The organism is Leucobacter sp. BZR 635, assembly GCF_048061935.2.
Taxonomy (GTDB): domain Bacteria; phylum Actinomycetota; class Actinomycetes; order Actinomycetales; family Microbacteriaceae; genus Leucobacter.
Window position 1 is genome coordinate 86208 of the sequence record NZ_JBLUNZ020000022.1, and the last position, 17019, is coordinate 103226.

The 17019-nt window shown below is 67.7% G+C and carries 10 protein-coding genes; 2 read left to right on the forward strand and 8 right to left on the reverse strand.

What is annotated here, in order from left to right:
- Positions 1-3 precede the first annotated feature (3 nt).
- The 3 genes from ACI1US_RS03590 to ACI1US_RS03600 are packed head-to-tail and all read right to left on the reverse strand — an operon-like array spanning position 4 to position 5413.
- Positions 4-2715 carry an ATP-binding cassette domain-containing protein gene (locus ACI1US_RS03590; RefSeq protein ID WP_461638221.1) on the reverse strand — a complete coding sequence of 904 codons (2712 nt, stop codon included), beginning with the start codon at positions 2713-2715 and terminating at the stop codon, positions 4-6.
- Complete coding sequence (locus ACI1US_RS03595; RefSeq protein WP_461638223.1) at positions 2712-3740, reverse strand: ABC transporter permease; 1029 nt, start codon at positions 3738-3740, stop codon at positions 2712-2714. Before ACI1US_RS03595 ends, ACI1US_RS03590 begins: the two co-directional genes overlap by 4 nt.
- A gap of 38 nt (positions 3741-3778) precedes the next feature.
- Entirely contained in the window at positions 3779-5413 is a 1635-nt protein-coding gene (locus ACI1US_RS03600) for an ABC transporter substrate-binding protein (protein WP_461638225.1), read from the reverse strand.
- Positions 5414-5580: 167 nt separating this feature from the next.
- Here ACI1US_RS03600 and ACI1US_RS03605 point away from each other — a divergent pair, with 167 nt between their 5' ends.
- Together ACI1US_RS03605 and ACI1US_RS03610 are read left to right on the forward strand one after the other, a co-directional pair.
- The gene (locus ACI1US_RS03605; RefSeq protein ID WP_461638227.1) at positions 5581-5949 is read left to right on the forward strand and encodes a DUF2568 domain-containing protein; all 369 of its coding nucleotides are present in this window, start codon (positions 5581-5583) and stop codon (positions 5947-5949) included.
- Between the two features lie 272 nt (positions 5950-6221).
- On the forward strand, positions 6222-7298 hold the full coding sequence (locus ACI1US_RS03610; protein ID WP_461638330.1) for an LLM class flavin-dependent oxidoreductase: 1077 nt from the start codon (positions 6222-6224) through the stop codon (positions 7296-7298).
- 136 nt (positions 7299-7434) lie between these two features.
- Here ACI1US_RS03610 and ACI1US_RS03615 read toward each other — a convergent pair whose 3' ends face one another.
- From ACI1US_RS03615 to ACI1US_RS03635, 5 genes are all read right to left on the reverse strand, one after another.
- A complete protein-coding gene (locus ACI1US_RS03615) occupies positions 7435-8364 on the reverse strand; it encodes an acetamidase/formamidase family protein (protein ID WP_461638229.1) in 930 nt (309 codons plus the stop codon).
- A 204-nt stretch (positions 8365-8568) separates the two neighbouring features.
- Positions 8569-9366, reverse strand: coding sequence for an SDR family NAD(P)-dependent oxidoreductase (locus tag ACI1US_RS03620; RefSeq protein WP_461638231.1), 798 nt, complete (start codon positions 9364-9366; stop codon positions 8569-8571).
- Between the two features lie 247 nt (positions 9367-9613).
- A complete protein-coding gene (locus tag ACI1US_RS03625) occupies positions 9614-10828 on the reverse strand; it encodes an NADP-dependent isocitrate dehydrogenase (RefSeq protein ID WP_416550073.1) in 1215 nt (404 codons plus the stop codon).
- 184 nt (positions 10829-11012) lie between these two features.
- Complete coding sequence (locus tag ACI1US_RS03630) at positions 11013-12080, reverse strand: ABC transporter ATP-binding protein (protein WP_416550072.1); 1068 nt, start codon at positions 12078-12080, stop codon at positions 11013-11015.
- A 207-nt stretch (positions 12081-12287) separates the two neighbouring features.
- Positions 12288-16814, reverse strand: a complete 4527-nt coding sequence (locus ACI1US_RS03635; protein WP_461638234.1) for an ExeM/NucH family extracellular endonuclease — start codon at positions 16812-16814, stop codon at positions 12288-12290.
- Between the last annotated feature and the right edge of the window lie 205 nt (positions 16815-17019).

A 17019-nucleotide genomic window follows, 5' to 3' on the forward strand; every position in this document is an offset into this window, starting at 1 on the left:
GTGCTACGAGAGTACCGGATCATGCCCCCGCGGGGCACGGGGTGAACTCTCAGGGAGAGTGACCACGGCGGCGAGCAGCTGGCGTGCGTAGTCGGTCGCGGGCGCGGAGAGTACCCGCGGTCCCTGCTCGACGACCCTCCCGGCGCGCAGCACCACGACCTCGTCGCAGAGCGCGTGCACCACAGCGAGATCGTGCGAAATGATGATGAGCGCGATGCCCCGCTCGCTTCTGAGTCTGCGCAGCAGCGCCAGAATCTCGGCCTGCACCGACACGTCAAGGGCGCTCGTCGCCTCGTCTGCGATGAGGAGCTTCGGCCCGGTCGCGAGGGCGCGGGCGATCGCGACGCGCTGGCGCTGGCCGCCCGAGAGTTCGTGCGGGTAGGCGTCGGCGATGCGCGCTTCGAGGTTCACTTCGGCGAGCAGCTCGGTCACGCGCGCTCTCACGGCGGCGCGGGTCGCTGCGGCCGTCGTGCGTTCGCGCGCGGCTGCCGCGCGCTCCTGCGCGACGTGGGCCCGCACCACCTCCGCGAGCAGCGCGCCGACGCGGCGGCGCGGGTTGAGCGAGGAGCCCGGATCCTGCGGGATGAGCTGGATCGCCGCCCGCTCGGCCTTCGTGCGACGCGGGCGGCGGGCCCCCGGGCGGCGCGGCTGCCTGCCGAGTACCGCGCCGTTCAGGTGCAGCGATCCCTCCGCGAGGGGGAGCTCGCCTGCGATCGCCCGCGCAATAGTTGTTTTCCCCGACCCGGATTCGCCGACGATCCCGACCACGCCCCGCACCGCAAAGGAAACTCCTGTGACGGTCTCACGCTGCCCGTAGCGAATCCCGACGCCTCGCACGTCGAGGACGGGCGGGTCGAGTGCCGGGCAGCCAGCTGGTGCCGGTTTCGTGAGCCCCGGGGGCGGAATTCGAGGCACCGCATCCAGCAGCTGCTGCGTGTAGGGATGCTTGGGCGTCGAAAGCACTTTCGCCGTCGGACCGGTCTCGACGATCCGCCCGGCCCGCATCACCGCGACCCGCTCGCACATCAGCGAGACGACGGCGAGGTCATGGCTCACGAGCACGAGGGTGAGGCCTCGCTCGCGCCGCAGCGTGTCGAGCAGATCGAGCACCTCGCGCTGCACCGTCACGTCGAGCGCCGTCGTCGGTTCGTCGGCGAGGAGTACGGCGGGATCCCCCGCGAGCGCCATCGCGATGACGATGCGCTGGCGCTGGCCGCCCGAGAGCTCGTGCGGGTAGCGCCTGGCGATCTGTTCGGGCTCCGGCAGGCGCACGGCGGTGAGGAGTTCGCGCACCCGCGCCCCGGCGGCGGCCGGCTGGAGCCCTGCGGCCGCGCATGCCTCGCGCAGCTGCGTGCCGACGCGGGTCAGCGGGTCGAGGGCGCTCATTGGATCCTGGAAGACCATGCCGAAGCGGCCGCCGAGCACGACCTCGCCTGCCGTCTGTTCGGTGCCGGGCGGCAGGAGGCCTGCGACCGCGCGCAGGGTGAGGCTCTTGCCCGATCCAGATTCGCCGACGATGCCGAGCGCTTCCCCGGGCGCGACCTCGAAGCTGACGCCGGACCCGGGGGCGCTATCCGTGCCGTCGGCCCCGGCCCCGGCCCCACCGCCCACCAGCTCCCGAGTTGGCAGTTGTTGTCGTTTCGCGGGCCGCGAAGCGACAACAACTGCCAACTCCACGGTGAGGCCGCGCACGGTGAGGGTGCCGGGGGGTGTTCCTGGGGTTGCGGGGCGAGGGGCGGCGGGCCGGCCGGTTCCGGCGGCAGCGGTGGATCGGGCAGCGAGCCTGCCGAGGCGGGGCGCTCGGAGAGCTGGCCGATCCCCCGCCACCCGCAGCGCGTCGCCGACACCGTCGCCGAGCAGCGACAGCGCAATACCCGTGACGACGACCGCGAGCCCCGGCAGCGCCGACAGCCACCAGTGCGAGGTGACGAAGGCCTGGCCGTCGGCGATCATCGTGCCCCAGTCGGGCGTCGGCGGCTGAATGCCGAGCCCCAGGAACCCGAGGGTGACGATCGCGACCATGATGAGCACGATCTCGGTGGCGAGCAGCACGACCGCCTGCGGGAGCACATTCGGGAGGAGATGCCGCACGAGGATGCGCGCGTCCGAGAGCCCGGCCCCGCGCGCGGCGCGCACCCAGCCCTGTTCGCGCATCGCGGCGGTAAGCGCACGGATCACCCTGGCGTAGCCAACCCAGCCGACGAGGGCGAAGGCGACGATGATGCCGGGGGGCCCGGCCCCGACGGCGAACACGATCGCGATGACGAGCACGTAGAAGGGGAACGCGATGACCGTGTCGGTGACGCGGGATATCACCCAGTCGGTGCCGCGGCCAAAGTAGCCGGAGACGAGGCCCGCGGCAACGCCGACGATGAACGGGGTGACCGCCGCGGCGAGCGCGATGCCGAGGTCGACGCGGGCGGCAAAGAGCACCCGTGAGAACACGTCGCGGCCGAGCTGGTCGGTGCCGAAGAGGTGTTCGGCGGAGGGTGGCTGCAGGCCCGCGGTGAGATCCTGCGCGGTCGGCGAGTGCGGCGCGAGCCACGGAGCGAACGCGGCAACCAGGGCGATGAGCGTGACGAGCAGCGCGCCCGCGACGAAGGTGCGCGAGCCGAGCGCGCGCCTCCAGAACCCGCTGCGCGCCCGGGCTGGCACGGCAGCGGAGGATCCCGCTGGCAGCGGCCGCACGGGGGCCTGCCCCGCGCTGCCGCTCATCGCGCCCTCCGCAACCGCGGATCGATGAGCGCCGACAGCACCTGGGCGGCAAGCGTGACGAGCACGACGAGCACCGCGCAGTACAGCGCGACGGCCTGCACGACGGGAAAGTCGCGGCTCGAGATCGACTGGAACAGGAGCGTGCCTATGCCGTTGATACCGAACACCTTCTCGACAACGAGGGTGCCGCCGATGAGGTAGGCGAGGTTCACGCTCAGCAGGTTGAGGGTCGGAAGCGCCGCTCCCCGCAGCACATGCTTCCAGCGGATCGTGCGCTCGGACACGCGGGCGGCGCGCAGCGTCGTCACGAACTCCGCCTCGGTGACCTCGAGCAGTTGTGCGCGGAGCGAGCGGATGAGCGGGGGCGCCATGCCGAGCGCGACGGCGAGCGCCGGGAGGAACAGGCTGCGGAGCGGCTCGAGCGGGGCGTCTCCGGGGCTCCCGACGCCGCCCACCGGGAACCAGCCGAGGTTCACGGCGAACACGATGATGAGGAGCAGGCCGATCCAGAACAGCGGCATGCCGAGCGCGACGGTTGGGATTATGCGCACGAGCTGGTCGATCCACCCGCCCGGCCGGTGCGCGGCGGCGAGCGCGAGCGGCACGGCGATGAGGATCACGAGCAGGAGCGCGAGCGCGACGATGCCGAGACTCACGGGGGCGCGGGTGAGCACGAGCTCCGCGGTCGGCACCCCTGTGAGCAGCGAGTCGCCGGTGTCGCCCCGGGTGAGGACGCCGCCGAGGAAGTCGAGGTACTGCCGCCACAGCGGAGCGTCGAGGCCGAGGGTGGCGCGCAGCTCGGCGATCGCCGCCGGGGTCGCGCGGTCGCCGAGGATCATCACGGCGGGGTCGCCCGGCACGAGCCGCAGCAGGAAAAACACGGCGGTGACGACGCCGAGCATGACCGGCAGCACGGTCCCGAGCACGCGGCCGAGGGCGCGGCCGAACTCGCGACCGAGGCTACGCCCGTGCGCGCTGGGGATCGCTCTCGCTGTGGTTCTGGGGGCCGCCGGCACGCCGCTCATGTTACCGGCAGCGGCGCGCGACCCCCCGAGCGTGCGGCCTACTTCGCCTTCACCCAGGCGTCCTGGAACCGAACCGTGCCATTCGGCAGCGACTCGAGCCCGTGCACCTTCGCGGTCGTGCCGTGCAGGTTCGGCGAGTAGTACACCGGGATGTAGGGCACGTCGTTTCCGAGGATCTCCTGGATATCGAGGTAGATCTGCTCGCGCTTCGGGCCGTCGGGCGTCGTGCGGCCCTCGTGCATGAGCTTCGTGACCTCGGGGTTGGTGTAGTGCGTCCAGTACGAGTTGCTGAAGCCCTCGGGGTCGGCCTGGAAGGTGATGAGGCCGTTGGGATCCGGGGCGTCTGACTGGCCCGAGTTGATCATGAAGTCGTAGTCGAAGGCCTTGAAGCGTTCGCGGAATGCGGCGAGGTCGATCGATTCGATCTCGACGGTGATGCCGATGCCCGCGAGCGACTCCTGCACGATCTGCGCGATCTGCGCCCGCGCCGAGTTACCGCTCGGGATCAGCATCGTCGCGGTGAACCCGTCTGCGTAGCCCGACTTCGCGAGCTCCGCCTTCGCGGCGTCGATGTCGTGTGCGAGCTGCGGGGCGCCGTCGTTCACGTCGGCTGCCGAGTACTCGATCGCCGGCGGAATGAGCGAGGAGGCCGCGCGTGCGGTGCCAAAGGTCGTCGCCTGCGCGATGCCCTCGAGGTCGAGCGCGTGTGCGATCGCCCGGCGCACGTTGCGGTCAGCGAACTCGGGCTTCTGCGTATTGAAGAAGATCTGCTCCATCGCCCACGAGTCGCTCTTGAGCAGCGCGGTGCCCGATCCACTGTCTACATCCGCGGCGTTTGCGGCCGGCACCTGTTCGATGGCGTCGATCTGCCCGGCGTTCAGGCGCTGCAGCAGCTGGTTGTCATCGGCGACGAAGGCGTAGACGAGCTCGTCGAGGAGCGGCTTGCCCTCCTGCCAGTAGTGCTCGTTCTTCACGTAGCTCAGGTCACCAGACGGATCCCACTCGCTCACCGCGAAGGGTCCGGTGCCGATGGGGGCCGCGAGGAACTCCTCCTCGCTCTTCCCGCCGAAATCGGTCGGCATAACGCCCGAGGCGAAGCTCGTGAGCTCCGAGAGGAACGGCGTGTACGGCTCGGTGAGGGTGATCGTCACGGTGCGCGCGGCGTCGTCGGTCTCGATCGTGTCGATGGGGGCCGTGAGCATGAGCGGGCCCTCCTTCGCGCGGTTACGGTCGAGCGAGAACTTGACGTCGCCCGCGGTCACGTCGGTGCCGTCGGAGTACTTCAGCCCCTCGCGCAGGGTAAACGTGTACGTCTTCCCGTCTTCGGAGATCTCGTGGCTCTCAGCGAGCCAGTCGATGATCTTGCCCTGTTCGTCGAACGACACGAGGGTTTCGAAGATCTTGTCGATCGCGAACGCATTGTTCGCGGTGATCTGGGTGTGCAGGTCGAGGTCATTCGCGCTCGCGAGTCTGCCGTAGGTGAGCGTGCCGCCCGCGGTAGGGGTGTCGCCGCCGGCCTCTCCCTGCGCGGCGGGGGCGCAGCCTGCGAGGGCAAGGGCGGCGACGATGCCGAGGGCGACGGCCGCCCGCTTGGGGGCGGTGCGCTTGGCGGTGCGCCCGGCGGTGCGCGTGGCGGTGCGCGTGGCGCTGCGGGGATGGGATGTGCGGATCATGCGTTCCTCTCGGTTGCCCGTGGATCGCGAACCCTCCGTCGCATCACGCTGCAATCTGGTCTATTTGACCAGGCTATGATCCCCCGCCCACATGGACCACATGCCTACCGGGCCGGTGAACCACCCGCGGGCCGATCCGCCCAGTTGCGCCGGGTAGACTGGATCGAGTGAGCAGCGTAACTCGATCCGACAAGCAGGCCCGCACCCAGATGATGCAGCAGGCGGTGCGCGGTCTCTTCCATCTCACCGCGATCGCCGTGATCACCGCGTGGGGCTTCATTGGGTGGGAGATGCCCTACCCCGGAATCCTCGTAGGTCTCGGCCTGCTCGCCCTCAGCGTGCTGCTGTGGGCACTCTTCCTGTCACCGCGTCCCGTGCTCGCGACGGATCGCTATGGTCGCGCTCTCATCGAGCTCCTGCTGCTCGCCGCCGGCGTCGGTGCGATGCTCGGCCTCGGCGTGCACTGGATCATCGCCGTCGCCTTCGGCATCGTCGGCGCGACGCTCGGCTTCATCGCCTCGATCCGCAGCAAGTAGCGCCAGCGCGCAAGCCCCCCCCTTCACCCCTTTGAAGGCGCAAAGCTCCCCAGCCAGAAGCGCTCAAAGGATATGTCCTCAGCGAGGCCATGTCTTTTGTGCTGCAGATCACTCCTGACTTCGCTGAGGACATATCTTCTGAGCGCGATGAGGCCGCGCTCATCACTGATCGCGACTCGCGTTTGTCGGCGCCACACCCTCATTCTCGGCTAGCCCGAAAACTGTATTCGTGCGCATGGAATGCTGGTGGCGGGTGCGTGGTTGTACCCGTCATGGAAACCTCACCGCACGCACGCACCGTCGCAGGTGCCACCCCCGAACAGCTCGTCCTCGGCCTCGACACGTTTGGGGATATCACCCGGCAGCCCGACGGCACCCCAACGCACCCCGCGCAGGTGCTCCGCGACGTCGTCGAGCAAGCGCAGCTCGCTGACTCCCTCGGCGTCGACGCCATCACGCTCGGCGAGCACCACCGCGACGACTTCGCGATCTCCTCGCCCGAGATCGTGCTCGGTGCAATCGCGGGGGCGACGAAGCGGATCCTCCTCGGCACCGGTGTCACCGTACTGTCGAGCGACGACCCGGTGCGCGTCTACGAACGATTCGCGACGCTCGACGGCGTGAGCGGCGGCCGGGCAGAGGTTATCCTCGGCCGCGGATCCTTCACCGAATCCTTCCCACTCTTCGGCTACGACCTCGCCGACTACGACACGCTCTTCGCTGAGAAGCTCGACCTGTTCGCGAAGCTCCGCGAGGAGGGCCCCGTCACGTGGGCCGGCCGCCACCGCACCCCGCTCGTGAACCAGGAGGTGCACCCGAAGACCGAGCACCCGGGCGGCGTACCCGCGTGGATCGGCGTCGGCGGCAGCCCCCAGTCGGTCGTCCGCACGGTGCAGGTCGGGATCCCGATGATGCTCGCGATCATCGGCGGCGACCCCGCGCGGTTCCTGCCGTTCGCTGACCTCTACCGCAGCGCGCAGCAGGAGCTCGGGCGCGACCCGATGCCGCTCGGCGTGCACTCCCCCGGCCACGTTGCCGCGACCGACGAACAGGCCCGCGAAGAACTCTGGGAGCACTTCGCCGCGAACCGCAACCGCATCGGCCGCGAGCGCGGCTGGCCCGAGGCCTCGCGCGCGGAGTTCGACAGCGAGGTGGACTCGGGGTCGCTCTACGTGGGCTCCCCCGAGACCGTGGCCCGGAAGATCGCCGCGACCGTCGGCACGCTTGGTGCCGACCGCTTCGACCTGAAGTACGCGAACGGCACGATGCCGCACGCGCAGCTCATGACCAGCATCGAGCTCTACGGCCGCGACGTGATCCCGCGGGTGCGGGAGCTGCTGGCCGGGTAGCGGCGCTCACCTCTGGCACCTCAACCCACCCGTTTTTTCTATTCTGAGCCCTGTGCAGGTCACGGAAGGGTCGGAATAGAAAAATCGGGTGGGAGAGGAAGCGGCGGGTTGAACGCCCGGCAGGCCGTCGGCTCAGTTAGGCCTGCTGGGTGAGGATCGACTTCGGCACGTGGTGCGTCGTGATCGAGCCGGCTGCGAGCGGCGAGCCCTCGGGGACCGCAGCGGAGCCCGCGGGGCCCCCGATCGCCGAGTCGACCATCGCGCTCATCACCGTGAACGCGTCGCCGCGGCTGAAGCCGTGCTGTTCGGTGAGGAAACGGAAGGCGCGCTGGTAGCCGTGAGCGAGGGACTCCTGGATCGTGTCACCGAGCCCGACGAAGATGACCTGGTCTGCGGTCTCGATCGCGGGGGCCGACACCTGGAACTCCTTCGTCAGCGAGATCTTCGCCGTGATCGTGCCGGCAGCCTCGATCGCAACGTCGGAGGCCTCGCCCTCGGCCATCACTGCGTGAATGTCGCCGAGACCGAGGTATGCGCCAGCCACCCGCACCGGAAGGTACAGTCGCGAACCGATGCCCGCGTAGGTGAGGTCGAGGTTGCCGCCCTCGGTGTAGACGGGCGCCATCGACGAGTTGCGGCCCGTCGCGGGCGCGGTACCGAAGCAGCCAACCATGGGCTTCGCGGGCACAGAGATCGTGTCCGTGAGGTGCACCATTCCGTCGGAGATCGGGACGCGGCGCATGTAGGGTTCGTCGCCCATGACCCCCGCGAGCGCGCCGGATCCGGTGAAGTATCCCGACCAGCCCTCGTGGCCGAGCGTGATGTCAACGATGTCGATGATGAGGGTGTCACCCGGTTCCGCACCGTTCACGTAGACGGGCCCGGTGATCGGGTTCATGATCGACTCAAGGTTGTCGCTGCTGCCCTTCTCAGCGGTTTCCGCGTACGAGCAATCAGACGTCTCGAACAGGATGTGCTCGCCCGTGCCGGGGTCGATCCGCAGCGCCGGCTCGTCCTCCGCCGAGAACCCCGAGTGTGCCTGATCCTTACCGATGAAAAAACTCACCAGAACTCCTTCAATATTCTGCTTCGACCCGTGGGCAGCAGCGGGCTACCCGGGCGGGAGTCACCCGCGACTGCCCTGCACCGAACGCGAGACCGCGAACTCAAGCGGACCGGTGACCCCGAATCCGCGGCACGCGGTGGCGCGCTCAGACTTCCTCCACTGTACTGCTGGGCGGGCTGAGGAAGTGACCGGGGCGCAGCCCCGCTAGCGGCCTCGCTCCGCTAGCCGGGCGGCGAGCCTGGGCGGCGCAACGCGCGCCGCGGCAACGATGAGCTTGTATTTGAGGGAGGGGATCGAGACGGCCTTACCGCGATCCGCATCACGCAGCGAGTCTGTGACGACCTCCGGGGCCTCGAGCCACATCCACCTCGGGATGCCCTCCTCGCCGGGCGGCAGCCCGAGCCGCTCGTGGAAATTCGTGTGCGTGTACCCGGGGCACACAGCGGTGACCGTAACGCCCTGCGGCGCATAGCGGCCGTTCGCCCAGCGGGAGAATGTCACGAGCCACTGCTTTACGGCCGAATAGGTACTGCGGGGAATGAAGGCCGCCACCGATGCGACGTTAATGATCTGGCCGGTGCCACGCGCAAGCATCGGCTGGAGAGCTGCGTGCATGAGTCGCATCGGCACCTCATTGTGGAGATGGAGGTGGCGAGCTTCGGCCTCGATGTCATTCTGTTCGAACGCGAGCGGGAGGCCGAAGCCGGCGTTGTTGATGAGCGTGTGCACCGGAAGCTCACGGCTGGTGAGCCTGCGGGCTACGCGGGCGAGGTCTTCCGGGTTGAGGAGGTCTGCGGCGAGCACCTCGACCTGCACACCATGCTGTTTGCGCAGGTCAGCGGCGAACGCCTCGAGCGCGGCCTGGTCGCGGGCGACAAGCACGAGCGAGCCGCCCCGCTCGGCAAGCTGCTTCGCATACTCGGCGCCGAGCCCGGAACTCGCGCCCGTGATGAGCGTGGTGCGGGAGGGCGCAGCGGCCCCCGCAGAGGTCTTCGTTGACATACCCCGATGCTAGCCGGGATCGCGCGCGATCCACATCCATTCCGCCCCTAATGCGTGAGGGTGAGCCCAATGCAGCCCGCGAAAGGCTCAGAATAGATTAATCGGGTCGTGAAGGGTCGCAACCGGGCGGGCGGGCGGAGACCGGCGGGGCCGCAAGCGAAGCAGCGCGGCCGGCGGGGACGCAAAAGGGGAGCCGGTGCTTGTGCACCGGCTCCCCCTACTGCTTACTCAGCTGAGCGAAGCGAGATTACGCGAGGCGAGCTGCGAGGTTCTCGTCGATCGTCGCGAGGAACTCCTCGGTCGTCTGGTAGCCCTGCTCGGGGCCGACGAGGAGCGCGAGATCCTTGGTCATCTTGCCCGACTCGACGCTCTTGATGACAACGTCCTCAAGGGTGTGCGAGAACTCGATGAGCGCCTGGTTGTTGTCGAGCTTGCCGCGGTGCGCGAGGCCGCGCGTCCAGGCGAAGATCGACGCGATCGGGTTCGTCGAGGTCGGCTTGCCCTGCTGGTGCTGGCGGTAGTGGCGGGTCACGGTGCCGTGAGCTGCCTCTGCCTCAACGATCTTGCCGTCCGGCGTTGCCAGCACGGAGGTCATGAGGCCGAGCGAGCCGAAGCCCTGCGCGACGGTGTCCGACTGTACGTCACCGTCGTAGTTCTTGCAGGCCCAGACGTAACCGCCCTCCCACTTCATGGCCGAAGCGACCATGTCGTCGATGAGGCGGTGCTCGTAGGTGAGGCCGGCAGCCTCGAACTGCTCCTTGAACTCGGTGTCGAAGATCTCCTGGAAGATGTCCTTGAAGCGGCCGTCGTACGCCTTGAGGATCGTGTTCTTCGTGGAGAGGTACACGGGGTAGTTGCGCGAGAGGCCGTAGTTCAGCGATGCGCGAGCGAAGTCAACGATCGACGCGTCGAGGTTGTACTGCACCTGTGCGATGCCGTCGCCGGGCGACTGGTAGACCTCAAACTTCTGGGGCTCGCCGCCATCCTTCGGCGCGAACTCGACGGTGAGGGTGCCCTCGCCAGCGAAGCGGAAGTCGGTCGCCCGGTACTGGTCGCCGAATGCGTGGCGGCCGATGATGATCGGCTTGTTCCAGCCCGGCACGAGGCGGGGGATGTTCGAGATGATGATCGGCTCGCGGAAGATCACGCCGCCGAGGATGTTGCGGATCGTGCCGTTCGGGCTCTTCCACATCTGCTTCAGGCCGAACTCTTCGACGCGTGCCTCGTCGGGCGTGATGGTCGCGCACTTCACGCCAACGCCGTGCTTCTGGATCGCGTGCGCTGCGTCGATCGTGACCTGGTCGTTGGTCTCGTCGCGGTGCTCGATGCCGAGGTCGTAGTACTCGAGTGTCACGTCGAGGTATGGGTGGATCAGACGATCCTTGATGAACTGCCAGATGATTCGTGTCATCTCGTCGCCGTCGAGCTCAACGACGGTGCCTTCAACCTTGATCTTCGCCAACGTAACTCCCTGTTTCAACGATCAGATTTCCGCGGTCCAGTCTACCTGAAACAAGCAAATTTATCTCGACGTCAAGATATCGGGATCGCCGAGCTGAGAAGCCCCCGACGCACTCCAGCCCGGATGCCGCAACGCCAAAGCGTCACCGGGGCATCCGGGCTGGAGCAGGAACGTTGTCTCCGGGCTACAGGCGCTCGCCGGTAGCGGTGTCGAATACGTGGAGGTGCTTCGGGTTCGGCACGAGCGTGACGGTCTCGCCTGCCTGCGGGTGGTTGCGGCCGTCGACGCGGGCAACGATCTGCGCGCCCTCGCCTTCCACCATGTGGCCATAGAGGTAGCCGTCTGCGCCGAGCTCCTCGACGAGGTCGATCTGCACCTTGATGCCGGGCTCACCCGGGGCCGCGATCACGAGATCCTCGGGTCGGATGCCCACGGTGACCGAGCTCGAAGCCGCGCCACCGACACCCACGGGAACCGCGAGCGAGCCGAACATCACGCCCTCGGCCGTGAGCGTGGTCGGGAAGAGGTTCATCGCGGGCGAGCCGATGAAGCCGGCCACGAACACGTTGACTGGGGTTTCGTAGAGGTCGCTCGGGGTCCCGACCTGCTGCAGCACGCCGTCCTTGAGCACCGCGATGCGGTCGCCCATGGTGAGCGCCTCAGTCTGGTCGTGCGTGACGTAAACCGTCGTCACTCCGAGGCGGCGCTGCAGCGACGCGATTTGGGTGCGGGTCTGCACGCGGAGCTTCGCGTCGAGGTTCGAGAGAGGCTCATCCATGAGGAAGACGCGGGGCTGGCGCACGATCGCGCGGCCCATTGCCACACGCTGGCGCTGGCCGCCGGAGAGCGCCTTCGGCTTGCGGTCGAGGTAGTCCTCAAGATCGAGCAGCTTCGCAGCTTCGAGGACGCGCTCCGCGCGCTCTTCCTTCGAGACGCCGGCGATCTTCAGGGCGAAGCCCATGTTGTCTGCGACCGTCATGTGTGGGTACAGCGCGTAGTTCTGGAAGACCATCGCGATGTCGCGATCCTTCGGAGCGATGTCGGTGACATCTGAATCGCCGATGAGAATGCGGCCCTGATCCACCTCTTCGAGGCCGGCGAGCATGCGCAGCGTGGTCGACTTGCCGCAACCCGAGGGGCCGACGAGCACAAGAAACTCGCCGTCTTCGATGTCGAGGCTGAGTTGGTCTACCGAGGGGCGATCTGCGCCTGGGTACACACGAGTAATGCCTTCAAACGTGACTGATGCCATGATTTTCCTCCACCGGCAGGTACGTGCCGGACGATCCGTTGTGGAATGACGGCGGGTGTCCCCGCCGCTGCCCGTCATTGGGCATCGTCAGACTAGCACGGCAATGCGTCGCCGATGTGAACGCTCTCAGGGTCACTGCTGGACACAGCAAGCGGTCCGCCCGCCGCCCGCGAAGGGCGACGGGCGGACCGCTGTGCGGGGTAGTGATTACTCGGAATCGCGAACCAAGCGACGTCGCGCTGCAAGCAGCAAACCGCCCCCGAGGGCGAGCAGCCCCAGCGTGGCCACGAAGACCCAGCTCACGTCACCGCCGGTCGTGGCGATGTCGCCCCGCTTCACGTCGCCGTTCTTGTCTCCGTCGGCCGGACCGGTCGGGTCGGTGGGATCGGTCGGATCGGTCGGGCCGGTGGGATCGGTCGGATCGACCGGATCAGTGTCGCCGCCAGCGAGGGTAAGCGGAACAGCAACCCGCGTGAGACCATCGCTCGTGACAATCTCAAGCTGCTGCGCGCCCGCAAGCCCGGCTGGGACAGTAAAGCTCAGGGTTGCGCGTCCAGCCTCATCCCAGGCGTCAGTGACCGCGGTGTCGACGGGGGCCGTCGCGATCTCCTTTCCTGCGAGCGTCGCAGTCACCGCTTCAGGCACTGCTTCACCAGCGGAGAACGCCAACGAGCTGAGATCGACCGTCACCTTGTCGCCTGCAGCGTACTCACCTGCGTCGGCCGCAGCCGCCTTGGCCGCCTCGGCCGCCTGAGCCGCGGGTGCGCTGATCTGAACCCCAACGGCGCGCTGTGCGAGATCCGGCGTCGCCTCCTTGTTGATGGCGAACCACTCGACCATGGACTGCAGGTCGGAGCGGCCGGTGTCGCGGAGGTCGGTACCCTCGCGGAAGGTGACGAAGTTGTCGCCGCCACCCGCGAGGAACGCGTTCGCTGCAACCGTGTAGGTCTTCGCCATGTCGAGCGGCTTCCCGTCAAGCGTGAGCGAGGTGATGTGCTCGCCGCGCGCGGCTGCCGGATCGTACTGATAGTTCAGCCCCTTCGAGACGCCGAGCTTGAGGAACGGCCGGGCTGATCCCTCAGGCTGCCACTGCTCCTCAAGCACGCTCTTCACCTGGGCTCCCGTGAGCTGGATCGTGGTGAGCGCGTTCGCGAACGGCTGCACGGTTGCGGCCTCGCGGTAGGTGACGTTGCCATCGGGATCGCCCTCGCCTGAGGAGGCGTGGGCGAGGTTCGCGCGGATGCCGCCCGGGTTCATGAGCGCGATATCCGCGTCAGTCGACCAGAGGTGTGCGTCGGCGACGAAGTTACCGATCGTCGACTCGCCGCCACGGTTCTCAGTCTTGCCGTCGCTCTGGCGAGCACGGTTGAAGTCGCCGGTGATGGATCCGACCGAAACGCCGCCGAGCACGTCGGCCTCGGCCTTTGCCGCGTCAACGACCTCCTGCACCGCGGGGTCGGCTGGGTACTGTGGCTCGCCGTCGACAACGAGGGGCTTGATCTCGTTCTTGATCGAGATGAGTTCCTTGGTGTCGCGGTCGACCTGCAGGTTCATGAGGCCGAGGTTCTCGCCATGCTGTCCCGCCGAGACGACGGGCCGGCCGTCGATGACGTGGTTGTATGCAAGATGCGTGTGCGCCGAGACGATCGCGTCGACGTCGTCTCCGACACCGTTCACGATCTTGCCGAGCTGCGATTCTGGCGTGATGGTCGCGGGATCGGTGGTGGCCGCGCCCTCGTGCACGAGCAGGATCACGACGTCAGCTTCGCCGTTCGCGTCGTCGCCGTCGCGCAGCGCTGCTGCCGCGTCGTTGACGGACTCGGCGACGCTGCGCACCTCGAGGTCCTTGATGCCCTCGGGCGAGACAAGCGTGTCGAGATCCTCGGTGACTGCGCCGACAAAGCCGACCTTCACGCCGTCGACCTCGCGCACCCATGACGGGGCGAGCGCTGGCTCGCCCGTCTCGGTGACGAACACGTTTGAGGAGATGTACTCCCAGTCTGCGCGGTCCTGCACGCGGTCGCGCAGGTCCTCCCAGCCCTCGTCGAACTCGTGGTTGCCCGCAGCGCTCACGTCGAGGCCCGCGAGGTTCAGCGCATCGATCGTCGGCTCATCCTTCTGGATGAACGACGTGAACGTCGACGCCCCAATGAGGTCGCCCGCGCCTGCAAAGATGAGGTTCGGATTGTTCTTGCGGAACTCCGCGACTGCACCCGAGATGACGGCTGCGCCAGCCGCCTTGCCGTCAGCCTCGATGCGGCCGTGGAAGTCGTTGATCGTCGCAACGTCGATACTCACGGGCTGTGCAGTCGCGGAAGCGTTCACACCGACGACGATGGGATCGTGATCGCTCGCGCGGAACGGGCTTCCCGGATCGGTGGCGCCGAAGCCGTAACCGCGGTCACCCCACTCTGCGGAGTTCGATGCCCAGATCGCGGCACCGGTGAGCGAGTCCTTAAGCGACGGCGAGGCGATCACGTGGTCGAGCGAACCAAGCTCACCGTTGAAGGTGTAGCTGTACTGGCCTGCGGCGAGCGCCGGCACCGTGTTGATCCAGCCCTGCGAGGTGAACTCGAAGACCGGGTCCTCCTGGCCGTAGGCGTTGAAGTCGCCGACGAGCAGCATGTCGGGGCTGCCCGAGCTGGTCTCGAGCTGCTCGGTGAAGCTGAGCAGCGACTTCGCCTGCGCGACGCGGTCGCCGTTGAAGTGGCCCTGGCCGTCTGCGGGCTCGGCTCCCTTGCCCGACTTCGACTTGAAGTGGTTCGCGACGACGGTGACGGTGCGGCCGTCGATGTCGAAGGCCTGCGCGATGGGTTCGCGAGCGTTGCCCCACACGTTCTCGTCGATGATCGTCTGGCTGTCGCCCTTCGGCTTCACGGCGTCGTTCTTGTAGATGATCGCGTTCGTGATGAAGTCGGTCGTGCCCGCGTTGTGCAGCGCCTTCGGCGTCGGCACGTAGCTCCAGACCGCGCCGCCTGCCGCCTCGTTCAGGCCGTCGACGAGATCAGCGAGTGCCGTGTCTGCGGGCTTGCCGAACTTCACCGAGTTTTCGATCTCCATGAGGCCGACGATGTCGGCGTCGAGCTCGTTGATTGCGGTGACGATCTTTGATTTCTGCGTCTTGAACTGCGCGGCGGTCTTCGCACCGCGTGCGTTCTTGTTGTCGCTCTGCAGCGTCGTGAAGTAGTTGTACACGTTGAACGCGGCGACCTTCGCGTCGCCTCCGACCGTCGGCGCCGCGGGCCGGGCGTTCTTCGCGGTGAAGCTCACGCGCTGCGATTCGGCCGAGGTGTTGTCGAGCGGGGCCTGAGGCTGCAGCCGCCACTCGTCGAAGCCATACTGCAGCACGAACGCCTGCTCGGCGAAGTTCACGGTGTCGCCGTTACGCACGACCGTGTCCTTCGTGAAGTAGGGCTGCTCGCCGGGGTGGGCGTTGTTCGTCGTCTGGATCGAGTAGCCGTCGTCAAGCAAGATGCGGGCGTCGGCGTTTGCCTGCGCGATCGCGTCGGCGTCCGGGCCTGGGCGCGTCGTTTCGGTGCTCTTCACCTGCAATTCGCCGGGGTTGAGCCAGAGCGCGCCGAAGTTGAAGAGCTGGTGGCTGGATGCGACGAAGTAGTCGCCGGTCGGCGCGACGAGCATGTTTTCGTAGGCCTCGCGGGCGTCACCGACGACGGAGTCGGGCAGCGGGGTCGCAGCGGGAACGCCGGCCTCCTGCTGCACGAGTGCGACGTCGCTGACGGCGGACGGGGTGATCTGGGTCTGTCCGAAGTACTCGCTGACCGCTCCGGTCACGGAGATGAGGTCGCCGATCTCGCCCGCGACATCCTTCCCGTCGAGGTAGACGAAGATGCCGTCGGATGCCTCGCGCGGTGCGGCGTCGCCGCCTGAGCCGGCGGTCTGGATCGCGACGCCTGCGTAGCCGCCCGTGCGGTAGTCGGCGGTAATGACGCCCTCAACCTGCACGGTCTGTCCGACCAGCGGCGAGACATCGCTCGTGCCCTGCACCTCGGCGATGCTACGCTTCGTGGTCTCGCCCGGATCTGGGTCGGGGCCCGGACCCGGATCGGGATCCGGATCGGTGCCGGTGTCTGGGGCGGTCGCGCCCGAGGCGTTCGTCGGCGTGATCGTCGCTGAGAGCACGAAGTCAGCGGAGTTGTTGTCGCTATCGGCTGCGGCTGTGCGGTTCAGTGACTTCACGTCGGAGTTGCCGCTCGGCGCCGTCGCCGGAGCGGTCTCAAACGTGTTCGAGCTGCCGTAACCGATCGCGTCGATGACGCCCGGGACACCAGCGACTGAACCGGGCGTGAGAGCCACGGCAGCGGTACCTTCGACGAGGGCGATCGTGCCGCTTGTTCCACTCGGGTTCAAGCCACTTGTCTGGTCTGGAGCCGGAAGTTCGGCCCCCTGCGCACCGTTGCTCCCACCCGAGACGAGGAAATGACCACCCGCCGGAATGATGCCGGTGAGCGGCGCAATCCCGCTGAATGGCCCGTCGCCCGTCGCCTTGCGGTACTGCAACGACGTGCCGTCGAGCCGGATCGCCTCAGCCGTCGGGTTGAACAGCTCAACGAACTTATTCGTGAATGCCGCCCCGGTGCTGCCGCCTGAGAGGTACGCCTCGTTGATGACGACCCCGGTGGTCGACTCTGCCCCCGGCTGGGTCGTCGCACTCGCGGGGGCGATGCCGACCAGTCCGGCCATGCCGAGGCTGAGCGCAGCAGTTGTGAATGCCACGAGGGCTGGTCGGCGGCGATGTTGCCTGAGGCATACTTCGCCCGTTGTTCGGCCAAATACTGGCTTCATGAATCCTGCGCTCCTCGGTTGTGAGTGATTTGTCGATTGGGCAGCTGGCTCGCACAACAAATCGCTTCGCTCGCGCCGCCCTGCAAATCGTAAGCAGTTCGGCCCCAGGAACACCATGAGCGTCATACAACGGACA

Coding starts and splice junctions, on each gene's coding strand:
- ACI1US_RS03590 (WP_461638221.1), bottom strand. CDS start 2,715: ATGAGCGGCAGCGCGGGGCAGGCCCCCGTGCGGCCGCTGCCAGCGGGA.
- ACI1US_RS03595 (WP_461638223.1), bottom strand. CDS start 3,740: ATGAGCGGCGTGCCGGCGGCCCCCAGAACCACAGCGAGAGCGATCCCC.
- ACI1US_RS03600 (WP_461638225.1), bottom strand. CDS start 5,413: ATGATCCGCACATCCCATCCCCGCAGCGCCACGCGCACCGCCACGCGC.
- ACI1US_RS03610 (WP_461638330.1), top strand. CDS start 6,222: ATGGAAACCTCACCGCACGCACGCACCGTCGCAGGTGCCACCCCCGAA.
- ACI1US_RS03620 (WP_461638231.1), bottom strand. CDS start 9,366: ATGTCAACGAAGACCTCTGCGGGGGCCGCTGCGCCCTCCCGCACCACG.
- ACI1US_RS03630 (WP_416550072.1), bottom strand. CDS start 12,080: ATGGCATCAGTCACGTTTGAAGGCATTACTCGTGTGTACCCAGGCGCA.